Below are 12,117 nucleotides of genomic sequence, written 5' to 3'. Positions count from 1 at the left end.
CACCAGTACGGCGGCGAGGGCGTCGTCCAGCTCGCCCGCCGCCCGCGCCGCCGCGACGAGGCGGCCGAGGCCCGTCGCCCGGGGCGCGGCCAGCGCGTCCCGCAGGACGGCGGCGGCCCCGCCGGGGCCGCGCTCCCCCGGCCGGGTGTCCGCCGTCTCCCCCGCCGCGCCGTGGCGCAGCAGTTCCCGCAGCGCGTCGCCGACCTGTGCCACGTCCATGGCACCCCCCTTGTTCGTTCCCGTCGAACGGCTTTGCGCCATCCCAGCACGAGCCACTGACATCGCCGCGCCGCGCCCCGCGCCGCGTCCGCCGCGCGGGCCGCGCCCCCGGCCGGGGCGTCCCGTCCGGGGAACGCCCGGAGCCGGCGCCCCCGCTGACGGCACGCCGGCTCCGACGGGCCGGCTCAGCGCGCCCCGCCGGGTCCGGGTCCGGGTCCGGGCCCGGCCGGGGGACCGGGGCGTCCGGGTGCGGCGGCCTCCCGGACGGCGTCCCGGACGGCCTCCCGGGCGGCATCCCTGGCCGCGGCCCGCTCGGCGGCCCGGGTGATGTTGCGGGCCATGCCGCCGAACACGACGGCGTGGAACGGGGCGACGCTCCACCAGTAGACGTGGCCGAGCAGCCCGCGCGGGTGGAACAGGGCCCGCTGCCGGTAGCGGGTGCGGCCCCGCTCGTCCCGTTCGGCGTACATCTCCAGCCAGGCCAGGCCGGGCAGCCGCATCTCGGCGCGCAGCCGCAGCAGCCGGCCGTGCCGGATCTCCTCGACGCGCCAGAAGTCCAGGGAGTCGCCGGCGCGCAGCCGTGCGGCGTCGCGCCGGCCGCGGCGCAGCCCGACGCCGCCGACGAGCCGGTCCAGCCGGCCGCGCACCGCCCAGGCCAGGGGGAAGGAGTACCAGCCGTTGTCGCCGCCGACGCCCTCGATGACCTGCCACAGCCGTTCGGGTGTCGCGTCGACGAGTTGCTCCCGCTCGTCGGTGTAGAGGCTGCCGCCCGCCCAGTCGGGGTCGGTGGGCAGCGGGTCGCTGGGCGCGCCGGGCACGGAGGCGGAGGACCAGCGGGTGGTGACGCGGGCCTCCCGGACGCGGCGCAGGGCGAGCGCGAGCGCCTCGTCGACGCCGAGGGGCGCGCCGGGCGGGTCGGGGACGTGGCGGGCGATGTCGTGTTCGCGGCACACCACCTCGTGGCGCAGCGATTCGGCGAGGGGCCGGGCGATGGACGCCGGCACGGGCGTGACGAGTCCGACCCACAGGCTGGACAGGCGCAGCGTGAGCAGCGGTACGGGCAGGATGAGGCGCCGGCGCAGCCCGGCGACGGCGGCGTAACGCTCCATCAGGTCGCGGTAGGTGAGCACGTCGGGGCCGCCGACGTCGAAGACGCGGCTGACGTCGGGCGGCATCCCGGCGCTGCCGACGAGGTAGCGCAGCACGTCGCGGACGGCGATCGGCTGGATGCGGGTGCGCAGCCAGCGCGGGGTGACCATCAGGGGCAGGCGTTCGGTGAGGTAGCGGAGCATCTCGAAGGACGCGGAGCCGGAGCCGAGGATGACGGCGGCGCGCAGCACGGCGGTGGGCACTCCGGAGGCGAGGAGGATGCGCCCGACCTCCGCGCGGGACCGCAGGTGCGGCGAGAGCCGGTGCTCGGGCACCCCGGCGGGGGTGAGGCCGCCGAGGTAGACCAGGCGCCGGACGCCGGCGCCGCGCGCCGCGCGGGCGAAGACGGTGGCGGCCCGGCGGTCGGCGTCCTCGAAGCCGGCGCCGGTGCCGAGGGCGTGGACGAGGTAGTAGGCGACGTCGACGCCGCGCATCGCGTCGCGCACCGACGCCTCGTCGCCGGCGTCGCCGCGGACGACGTGGACGCGGTCCGCCCAGGGGTGGTCGCGGAGCTTGCCGGGGGTGCGGGCGAGGCAGCGGACGCGGTACCCGGCGTCGAGGAGTTCGGGGACCAGGCGGCCGCCGATGTAGCCGGTGGCGCCGGTGACCAGGCAGAGCGGCGGGGTGCCGCGGTCCGGTCCGGGCGCTTGCCCGGGCGCGAGTGCGGGCCGGTCGTTCCGCTCCGTCATGGGTGCCTCCGTCACTGGGGTGCCGTCTCCTCCGGTGCTTCCTCCACCGTGGACCGCCCGGGGGTTTTCCGCCCGTCCGGGGCCGTCGGATGCGGGAGGCCGGGGGTTTTTCCCGGCGGCGGCCGGGTGTGAGGCCGCGCCGCGGCGGTAGACGATGTGTCCGGCGCGTCGGTCCCTCCGGCGCCCGTGCCTCCCGGCCGTCGGGATATTTTCGGCCGAGAGCAGACGAAACCTTCCTTCTCCCAGGAGAGCCATGTCCGCCTTCCCGGTCCTGGCCCGGCGGTTGCTGCCGGCCGTGCTCATCGTCGTCTGGCTGGCGATCGGGGGTGCCTTCGGCCCGTACGCCGGCAAGCTGAGCGGGGCCGCGACCACCGACCAGGCGGCCTTCCTGCCCCGGAGCGCCGAGTCGACCCGCGTCCTGGAGGCGCAGGAGGCGTTCCGCCAGGACGAGTCGCTGCCGCTGGTCGTGGTGTGGACGGCGGAGGGCGGCGGCCCCCTGGAGCCCGCCGGGCGGGAGGCCGCCTCGCGGGTCCTCGCCTCGCTGGGCGGTACGCCCGGCGTGGTGGGGGCGGCCTCCCCCGCCCTGCCGTCCGAGGACGGCGAGGCGTGGCAGGGCGTGCTGCGGCTGACGCCCGGCCTGGACGACGGACGACTGCCCGACGTCCTCGACCGGGTCCGGGCCGCCGCCGAGGAGGTGCCCGGTACCCGGGCCTGGCTGGCCGGCCCCGCCGCGACCCAGGCGGACCTGGGCGAGGCGTTCGCCGGGATCGACGGGCTGCTGCTGGGCGTCGCCCTGGCGACCGTGCTGCTGATCCTGCTGCTGGTCTACCGGAGCGTGCTGCTGCCGTTCGTGGTCATCCTGTGCGCGGTGTTCGCGCTGGCCTTGGCGTGCGCGGTGGTGTACACCCTGGCCGAGGCGGACGTGGTGCGCGTCGACGGGCAGGTGCAGGGCATCCTGTTCATCCTGGTCATCGGCGCGGCGACCGACTACGCCCTGCTGCTCTCGGCCCGCTTCCGGGAGGAGCTGGTCCTCCTCGGGGACCGCAACGCCGCGATGCGCGCGGCGCTGCGCGAGTCGTGCGGGCCGATCGTGGCGAGCGCCGCCACGGTCGCCCTGGGGCTGCTGGCCCTGCTGTTCAGCGACCTGACGAACAACAGGGCGCTGGGGCCGGTCGGGGCCATCGGCATCGTGTGCGCCGTCCTGAGCGCGCTGACCTTCCTGCCCGCCGTGCTGGTGCTGCTGGGCCGCGTCGCGTACTGGCCGGCCACCCCGAAGCCGGCCGCCGAGGGCGCCGGGCGCGGACTGTGGACGAAGGTGGCCGCCCTCGTCGACCGCGCCCCGCGCACGGTGTGGGCCGGGACGCTCGTCGCGCTGCTGGCGGGCGCGGCGTTCGCCCCGTCGCTCACCGCGAAGGGCGTGCCGCTGGACGAGATCTTCGTCGACGACGCCCGGTCCGTCTCCGCGGGGGAGGTCCTCGGCGAGCACTTCCCCGGCGGTTCGGGCAGCCCCGCCGTCATCGTGGCGGACGCCTCGGCGCTGCCCGCGGTGACCGCCGCGGCCCGGGGCACCGAGGGGGTCGCCTCCGTCGTGCCGGTCACCGCGTCCGGCCGGCCCGGCGGCGGTCCGCCGCTGGTGGTCGACGGGCGGGTGCGGCTCGACGCCACGCTGGAGGCCGCGCCCGACAGCGACGCCGCGAAGGCGGCGCTGGTCCGGCTGCGCGGTGCCGTCCACGCGGTGCCGGACGCGGACGCCCTGGTCGGCGGCTACACGGCGCAGCAGTACGACATCCAGCGGACCGCCGAACGGGACCGCGAGGTCATCGTCCCCGTCGTCCTGGTGATCATCCTGCTGATCCTGGTGGTGCTGCTGCGCTCGCTGCTGCTGCCGGTGCTGCTGGTGGCGACGGTGGCGCTGAACTTCCTGGCCACCCTGGGGGTGTCGGCGCTGGTCTTCGAGCGGCTGCTCGGCTTCAGCGGTACGGACGCGTCGGTCCCGCTGTACGGGTTCGTGTTCCTGGTGGCGCTCGGCGTCGACTACAACATCTTCCTGATGTCGCGGGTGCGGGAGGAGACGCGCCGCCACGGCCCGCGGGAGGGGGTGCTGCGGGGGCTCACCGCGACCGGCGGGGTCATCACCTCGGCGGGGGTGGTCCTCGCGGCGACGTTCGCCGCGCTGGCGGTGATCCCGCTGGCGTTCCTGCTGCAGATCGCGTTCATCGTCGCCTTCGGCGTGCTCCTCGACACCCTGGTCGTCCGGTCGCTGCTGGTGCCGGCGCTGGTGCGGGACATCGGACGGGTGTCCTGGTGGCCGAGCGCGCTCGGCAGGCGGACCGGCGGCCCGTCGCGCTCCTGAGACCGGCTCCCCGGCCGGGGCGGCTCCCCGCGCCGGGCCCGTACGGCCGGGCGGTTCCTCCGTCCGGCCGTACGGGCCGCCGGCCGGTCCGGCCCCGGCCCGNGTGGCCGCACGGCCCTCCTCCGCCGCCGCGCCGGCTCNTCNNCGNNCGGNNCCCNNCCGGCGGGGCCCGTCGCACGCCGTCCGCCCGGCCACCGCGCCCCGCACGAGGGGGGTCCGGTCCGGGCCGCGCCCCCGGTGCCCGCACGCGCCGTGGACGCGAACCGCCCCCGTACGGCGGACCGTACGGGGGCGGTGGCCGCGGCGCTCAGCGCTTGAAGGCGTCCTTCACCTTCTCGGCCGCCTCGCGCAGGTCGGCCCTGGCGCGTTCGGCGCCGCCCTCGGCGGCCATCTCCTCGTCGCCGACCGCGCGGCCCACGTTCTCCTTGACCGCTCCCCTGGCCTGCTGGGCCTTGGCGGAGGCCTTCCCCTTCGCGGACATCTGCGTCCTCCCTGCTGCCGGTCACTTCCCCACGCGGTGCGGCTGCCCCCACTCCGCACCACCAAACCCGGACACATCCCCCGAACCGCCACGTACCCGTGTCAACGCACCCCTTCCTGGGTGCGGCGCACGCACTCCGCGACGACGTCCCGCAGCGTGCCGTGCCGCCGCAGCAGCCCGCGCTGGACGCGGGCGCCGTTGCCGACGTCCAGCAGGTCGTCCAGGGCCTTGCGGACGTGGGCGTGGTCGCCGTTCTCCTCCAGCGCGTCCTCGACGTGCCGGAACAGCGCCTGCACGACCCGGCCGGCCGGGGCGGGCCGCATGGTGTGCGGGTGGACCAGCTCGCCGTCCAGCCCGGACCGGGCAGCCCGCCAGGAGGCGGCCCGCAGCAGCCCGATGCCGTGGACCTCGGGCGGGCGGCCCTCCCGCCAGAGCCGGGCGGCCGTGTCGACGAGGGCCCGGGCGAGCGCCGCGACCAGGACGGTCGTGGAGGCGTCCAGGCAGACGTCGGCGGCGCGGATCTCCACGGTCGGGTAGTGCCGGGAGAGCCGGGCGTCGAAGTACACCATCCCCTCGTCCTGGAGGACGCCCGTGGCGAGCAGGTCGCTCACGTGGCGGCGGTAGCGGTCGGCCGAACCGAACGGCTCCACGGGCCCCACGGACGGCCAACGGCCCCACACCCGGCTGCGGTAGCTGTGGTAGCCGCTGTCCTCGCCCTGCCAGAAGGGCGAGTTGGCGCTCAGCGCGACCAGCACCGAAAGCCAGGGCCTGATCCGGTCGAGGACGGCCACGCCCTCCTCGGCGGACGTGATCGAGACGTGGACGTGGCAGCCGCAGGTGAGCTGCTCCAGGGCGGTCAGCCCGAAGTGCTCCCGGATCCAGTGGTAGCGCACGTCCTCGGTGATGGCGGGCGCCACCGGCAGCGGTGAGGTCGCCAGTGCCGCGACGGCGGCGCCCGCCTCTGCGGCGAGCCGCGCCGCCTCGGCGCGGCACCGCTCGATCTCGGCGGCCACCTCGCCCATCGCGGTCCGGGGCACCGTCCCGAACTCGAGCTGGTGGCCTTGGAGTTCCTTGCTGAAGGCGTGGCCCCCTCCCGGATGGTGCCGGGCGGCGACGGCCAGCACCTCTTCGGAGAGAGCGCGCGGCTCCCCCGATCGCGGGTCCACGAGGAGGAGTTCCTCCTCCACTCCGACGCTACGCAAAAGAACCCGCCTTTCCGATCGCATCCTCGGGGGACGACCGGCGGAACCGCCGGACCCGCCGGACGTGCTGGGCTGCGGACGTGCTCGCTGTCGACGTGCCGGACTGCGGACGTACGGGAGTACCGACACACGGGAGTACCGACACACGGGAGTGCCGACGTGCTGGACTGCGGACGTACAGGAGTACTGACACAGGGGAGTGCCGACGTACGGGACTGCGGACGTACGGAACTGCGGACGTGCTGGACTGCGGACGTACGGGAGTACCGGAGTACCGGCGCACCGGACCGCCGGCGTACCGGGCCGCCCGCGCGCGGGGCCCCATCATCCCCGGTGCGGCGGCCGTGCGCACCGCCCCGGAAGCCGATGACGGGGATCTGGCGGGTTCCCGTCGCCCCCGGCCGGAAGGGCACGGCCCCCGCCCCGGCGCCGTACCGCGGGACCACCCGGCGACCCTCCACCCGGCGTCCCTCCGCCCGGCACTCCGCCCCGCCTTCCCTCCGTCCGGCGGCCCGCCCCGGCACCCCTTCCCGCGGCACGCCGGACGGCCGCCCCGGCGGCACCGGCCGATCCGGACCCCGGGCCCGCGGGCCCGCGGCGCGGAGCCGTCCGGCCGCGCGGCCTCCCGGACCGGTAGCCCCCGGCGGGCCGCTACGCCCCGGTGGGCCGGGAGGCGGGCGCCGGAGCCCCGCCGGGTTGGCCGACGGCACCGCCCGTCTTGTAGATTCGAACGAAAGGCGGGGATCGGCGACCTCCTCGTTCTCCCCCGGAAACGGCGAAGCGGAACACCCTCCCCGAACCAGACACCCTGAGAAGGATCGGCGGCGACGACATGCGGCTGCGCGCACTGCTGGAGACCGATGCGCTGGGGCTGCGGCTGCTCGGCGGCGAGGGCGAACTCGACCGCCCCGTGCGCGGCGTCATGACCACGGACCTCAGGGACCCCGGGCGCTACCTCTCCGGCGGTGAACTGGTCCTCACCGGCCTGGCGTGGCGGCGGAACGCGGCGGACTCCGAACCGTTCGTACGGATCCTGGCAGCCGCCGGGGTCGCGGCACTCGCGGTCGGCGAGGCGGAGCTGGGAGCCGTACCGGACGATCTCGCGCAGGCGTGTTCGCGCCACCGGCTGCCCCTCTTCGCGGTTCACGAATCCGTTGCGTTCGCGAAGATCACGGAGTACATCGTTCGACGGGTGTCCGGGGAGCGGGCCGGGGACCTCGCCGCGGTCGTCGACCGGCACCGGCGGCTGATGACCTCCGGCCCGGCCGGCGGCGGGCCCGAGGTCGTCCTCGACCTGCTCGCCTCCGACCTGGACCTGAGAGCCTGGGTCCTGTCCCCGACCGGGCGGCGGGTCGCGGGCGCGCCGCTGCCCGCCGGGACGGCCTCCGCCCTCGCCGGCGAGCACCTGACCGCGACCCGCGCGGGACAGCGCGGCCCCCACCGGGCGCGGGTGGCGGGAACCACGTACTCGCTCTTCCCGATCCGCAACACCGGCCGCGGCACCGCCCCCACCGCCCGGGACGTGCGCGAGACGGTGCTGTCGGACTGGCTGCTGGCCGTCGACGCGGACGCCGGCGACTGGCCGGCGGCGCGGCTGGAGCTGCTCCACGGCGTCACCCAGCTGATCGCCGTGGAACGCGACCGCCGGGAAGCCGCGCGCACGGTGCGGCGCCGGCTCGCCCAGGAGGTGCTGGAGCTGGTGCAGACGGGCGCCGCGCCCGCGGAGGTCGCGGCCCGGCTGCGGGTGGCCGCGCCGGTCCTGCTGCCCGGGCTGGGCACCGTGCCGCGCTGGCAGGTCGTCGTGGCCCGCGTCGAGTGGGACGGGGACGGCGCCGTCGAGGAGGGCCCGGTCGCACGGGCTCTGCTGGAGGAGGTGCTGGCGGGGACGGCGACCGGGACGGACCCGGCGGACCGGATCGCCGTGGCGCACTGCGGGGACGAGGCGATCGCGCTCGTACCGCTGCCCGCCGCCGTCCCGGCACCCACGCCCGCGCCCGCGCCCGCCGGGGAGCCGACGGACGGCGAGGACCCGGCGGGCGGGGGGAACGCGGCGGACGGCGGGGACGCGGCGGACGGCGGGGACGCGGCGGACGGCGGGGACGTACCCGGCGACGGCGCCGAACTGCACGCGGAGCGGCTGCTGGCCGCCGTGCGGACGCCGCTGTCGGCGGGCCTCTCCGACGACGGGCGGCTCACGCTGGGCGTCAGCGCGGCCGTGCACTCCGCCGAGGCCCTGCGCGGCGCCCTGGAGGAGGCCCGGCACGCCCGCAGGGTCGCGGCGGCGCGACCGGGCCGGGTCTGCGCGGCGGGCCACCACGAGCTGGCGTCGCACGTGCTGCTGCTGCCGTTCGTCCCCGACGACGTGCGCCGTGCGTTCACGGCACGGCTCCTCGGCCCGCTGCGCGAGTACGACCGGCGCCACCGGGCGGAGCTGATCCCCACCCTGGAGGCGTTCCTCGACAGCGACGGCTCCTGGACGCGCTGCGCCGCCCGCCTGCACCTGCACGTCAACACGTTGCGGTACCGGGTGGGCCGCATCGAGCAGTTGACCGGACGCGACCTGTCGCGCCTGGAGGACAAGCTGGACTTCTTCCTGGCGCTGCGCATGTCCTGACGGGCCGGTACCGCGAGCCCGGGCGGCGGGGGCGTCCCCGCCGAACCCCGCGGGACGGACCCCGGCGACGGCCCCGGACGCCTCCTCCGCCTCCCCGCCGGTTCCTCGCCGATTCCCCGCCGGCCGCGGGGCACGGCGGGACCCGCCCTTTCGGTGGTCGCCGCCCGCTCCCCCGCCGTCCTCCCACCGCTCGGCGGCGGCGGCCGTCCGGCGCACCGCCGCCCTGCCCGCGCATGTTTGTGAACGGATTCACCCACCCCCTTGGCCGGTGCGCTTTTCCGTGCTGTGATGCGTCCGGACTCAACAGCCCAGTCACTCCCCGGGGAGGGCGATGTGGCACATACCGCCATGTCCGGTTCCGGAACGGCCGAAGGTGACGATCCCCTCCAGAGCGCGGTGTGGCGGCTGCGCTCCCGCGCCTGCTGGACCGACGCGGCCGCCCTGCTCGCCCCCTCCGCCGGCGATCCGCCCGTCGCGGTGCAGCGAGCCGCGCTGCTGATCGAGCGGTGCCTCTACACGGAGACCGGGTGGGAGCAGGCCGAGGAGGCGCTGCGCGCCGCAGAAGCCGCCGCCCGGACCGACGACGACCGCGGCGCCGCCGCCTGCGAGCGCGGTCACCTGGCGTACGCGGCGACGCTGCACGGGGTGCGCGACCGGGCGGACGAGGCGCGGGCGGCGCTCGGCCGGGCCGCGGCGCTGCTCGACCCGTCCTCGCCGGGACGTGCGCTGCTGGACTTCCGGCGCGGGCTGCTCGCCCAGTACCTCGCGGACAGCCCGCAGGCCGCCCGCGCCGCCTACCGGCGGGCCCACACGGCGGCGGCCGCGCGGAACGACGCGCTCCTGATGTCGTTCACCTGGCGGCAGTTGGCCGGCCTGGCGTTACGGGAGGGCCGACTCGCCGAGGCCCGGCACGGGTTCGCGGAGTCGCTGCGGTTGCGCGAGGAACTGGGTCACCTGGTGGGCACGGCCCCGGCGCTGGCCGCGCTCGCCGACGCCGAGCCGGAGCCGGAGGCGAGCCGGCTGCGTGCCGAGGCCCGGCGGCTGTTCCGCCTCCTGGACGGCGTACCGACGTGGCTCGCCGCCCACCTGGCGCCGCACCCCGCGGCCTGACCCCGGCTGGACACGCCGGCACGGCCGAGTGGATCATCGCGCGGACGGTACGGCGACGGCACCACACGGGGGCGGACATGACGGACACCGGACACGCGGACACCGGACGCGGGAACACCGGACGCGCGGAGGCCGGACGCGCGGAGGCCGGACGCACGGAGGCCGGACGCACGGAGGCGCGGGAGCGGGCCGCGGAGGCGGTCGCGGCACTGCGGTCCCTGGCCGCGCGCCGGCCGGACGACGTCGCCCTCCTCGACGGCTTCCCCGACGCCGAACTCGATGCCTGGCCGGTGCCGGTCCCCGAGGCGGTCCGGACCGTGCTCCGCGAGGCCGGGGGCATCGCGGTCGACGGCGAGCCGTACCTGTTCGGACCGGTCCGGGCGGACGGCGACGGCCTGTGGGAACTGGGCGCCCTGTCCTGCGGGGAGGGGGCCGTGCACGTCGGCGTGGAGGGTGCCGGTGGCGCGGGGCGGGACGACTGGGGCCCGGTCGTCTCCCTCCTCCAGCGGCTCGACGAGCACGAACTGATCGTGGAGGCGCCGACCTTCACCGACTGGCTGCTCTCCGTGGCGGAACTGCTCGACGGCGGAGCCGAGGGGCTCGACGACCGTCCGGCGCCCGCCGTCTCCGTCCCCGCCCTCCCCACCGTCGCGGTCGCCGAGGGCGGCGACGGCGAACTGGCCGCGCTCGTCGGGTGCGGCGACCCCCTCACCGACCTGGTGGACCTGCACGCCCCGCCCGGCCACCCGTGCGCGGTCCGCTGGGAGCCGTACCACTCGCTGCGCCACTCCACCGCCGACACCGGGAGCAGCAGGACCGTCCTGCGGCTCGCGGGCGGCGGCCGGGCGCTGCTGGTGCGCAGCGACGTCGGCGGCGACTTCCTCGGCCGCCCCGTGACCCGGCACCGCGTCCCCGAAGACGCCCCGGCCCGGGCCGTCGCCGAACTGCGGGCGCTGGCCGCCCGGTTCCCGGACCGGGTGGCGCTGGAACCGGGGTGCGCGGACTCCGCCATGGACACCTGGCCCGTGCCCGTGCCCGAGGACGTCCGGGCCGTGCTGCGGGAGGTCGGTGCCGTCACCGTGGAGGGGATGCCGCCGCTGCGGCTGCTGCCGGGCGCTCCCGGGCACGCGGTCGATCCGGAGGCGCACCGCATGATGGGCGGCGACGGCTCGTACTGGCCGGTGGCGTTCGCCCGCCACGCGCGCCGGGAGGCCCTGGTCCAGGTGCGCGTGGCGGGCGACGGCACGTGGGGGTACGTCGTGTCGGTGCCGGCCGAACCGGACGTGCTGCGCCGGAGCCCGGAGGTGACCGTGCTCGCCGAGTCGCTGCCGCACCTGCTGCTGACGGTGGCCCGGTACGCGCGGGAGGCGGCGGCGACCGGGGACTTCGCACGCGCCGTGCGGAACGCCACGCGGTCCTTCTCCCCGAACACGGGCGAACCCTGGATCCGGCCGGTGCCCGCCGGGGAGTTCGCGGGCTCCGGCGACCCCCTGGCGGCCTCGCTCGCCGACCTGCCGGCCGGCTCGTACGCGGCGGACCTGCGGGGCGCCCCCTTCCCCGGTGACGTCTGCTTCCACCGCGTCGGCGGCTGGGGCCACCGGCCCCTGGGCCGGCTCCTCTTCCCGGGCGCGGGGCGGCTGGTCGCGGCGGTGCCGGCGACCTGAGCGGTGCGGTCGGCCGTGGTACGGCGCGTTTCGGGGGCCGTACCGGGGGCACGCGTCCGGGATCCGTCCAGGCGATTCCCGGAGGTGGTCGGCATGCCAGGGCGCGAAGAGCTGCCCTCGACGCTGGAGCGGTCCTCGAAGGAGGCCCAGCGGACCTGGATCAAGGCGCACGACTCGGCCGTAGAGCAGTACGGCGAGGGCGAACGGGCCCACCGGGTCGCCTTCAGCGCGCTGAAGCACACCCACGAGAAGGTGGGCGACCACTGGGAGCGCAAGGAGGGCGGGCGCAAGGGTCCCTCCGACCCGCGCGCCGCGGCCCCGCGCGGGAAGCCGGCCCGCAGTGGCGAGGGCGTCGACGAGAACGCCTCGAAGCGGCACCTGTACGAGGTGGCGAAGCGGCTGGGCGTCGAGGGCCGGTCGCACATGTCGAAGGCCGAACTGGCCGAGGCGCTGCGCGCGGAGAACCGCTCCCGCACCCGCCGGGCCCGGGAGGACTGAGCGGACCCGCCGGGCCGGAGAGGACTGAGCGGACCCGCCGGGCCAGGTAGGACTGAGCGCACCCGCCGGGCCGGAAAGCGGCGGGCGTTCCCGGCGGCCCCCGGCGGTGACGCACTCCCGCCCTCATCCCCNGCCCGG

General features: G+C 77.2%; 8 protein-coding genes and 1 pseudogene. 5 read left to right on the top strand and 4 right to left on the bottom strand.

Features of this window, described 5'->3' with window-relative positions:
- Both MW084_RS17660 and MW084_RS17655 read right to left on the bottom strand, forming a co-directional pair.
- Positions 1-219, bottom strand: a pseudogene (locus MW084_RS17660) (hypothetical protein); the annotation flags it as partial.
- Between the two features lie 185 nt (positions 220-404).
- Positions 405-2,057, bottom strand: coding sequence for an SDR family oxidoreductase (locus MW084_RS17655; RefSeq protein WP_275563675.1), 1,653 nt, complete (start codon positions 2,055-2,057; stop codon positions 405-407).
- Between the two features lie 253 nt (positions 2,058-2,310).
- Here MW084_RS17655 and MW084_RS17650 point away from each other — a divergent pair, with 253 nt between their 5' ends.
- Positions 2,311-4,410 (top strand): MMPL family transporter, encoded by a 2,100-nt coding sequence (locus MW084_RS17650; RefSeq protein ID WP_010474350.1) that lies wholly within the window; start codon positions 2,311-2,313, stop codon positions 4,408-4,410.
- Between the two features lie 307 nt (positions 4,411-4,717).
- Here MW084_RS17650 and MW084_RS17645 read toward each other — a convergent pair whose 3' ends face one another.
- Both MW084_RS17645 and MW084_RS17640 read right to left on the bottom strand, forming a co-directional pair.
- Positions 4,718-4,891 carry a CsbD family protein gene (locus tag MW084_RS17645; protein WP_010474351.1) on the bottom strand — a complete coding sequence of 58 codons (174 nt, stop codon included), beginning with the start codon at positions 4,889-4,891 and terminating at the stop codon, positions 4,718-4,720.
- A gap of 101 nt (positions 4,892-4,992) precedes the next feature.
- The gene (locus tag MW084_RS17640; RefSeq protein ID WP_029553786.1) at positions 4,993-6,093 is read right to left on the bottom strand and encodes a glutamate--cysteine ligase; all 1,101 of its coding nucleotides are present in this window, start codon (positions 6,091-6,093) and stop codon (positions 4,993-4,995) included.
- 832 nt (positions 6,094-6,925) lie between these two features.
- On the opposite strand from MW084_RS17640, the gene MW084_RS17635 reads away from it, so the two are divergent.
- From MW084_RS17635 to MW084_RS17620, 4 genes are all read left to right on the top strand, one after another.
- On the top strand, positions 6,926-8,707 hold the full coding sequence (locus MW084_RS17635; RefSeq protein ID WP_010474353.1) for a PucR family transcriptional regulator: 1,782 nt from the start codon (positions 6,926-6,928) through the stop codon (positions 8,705-8,707).
- A gap of 348 nt (positions 8,708-9,055) precedes the next feature.
- Positions 9,056-9,817, top strand: coding sequence for a hypothetical protein (locus tag MW084_RS17630; RefSeq protein ID WP_010474355.1), 762 nt, complete (start codon positions 9,056-9,058; stop codon positions 9,815-9,817).
- 77 nt (positions 9,818-9,894) lie between these two features.
- On the top strand, positions 9,895-11,481 hold the full coding sequence (locus tag MW084_RS17625) for a hypothetical protein (RefSeq protein WP_010474357.1): 1,587 nt from the start codon (positions 9,895-9,897) through the stop codon (positions 11,479-11,481).
- A gap of 93 nt (positions 11,482-11,574) precedes the next feature.
- Entirely contained in the window at positions 11,575-11,979 is a 405-nt protein-coding gene (locus MW084_RS17620) for a ChaB family protein (RefSeq protein WP_029553787.1), read from the top strand.
- The last annotated feature ends 138 nt before the right edge of the window (positions 11,980-12,117 follow it).

Origin of the sequence: Streptomyces sudanensis (genome assembly GCF_023614315.1) — a bacterium.
Taxonomy (GTDB): Bacteria; Actinomycetota; Actinomycetes; order Streptomycetales; family Streptomycetaceae; genus Streptomyces; species Streptomyces sudanensis.
This window is presented reverse-complemented; position numbering and strand designations above follow the sequence as displayed.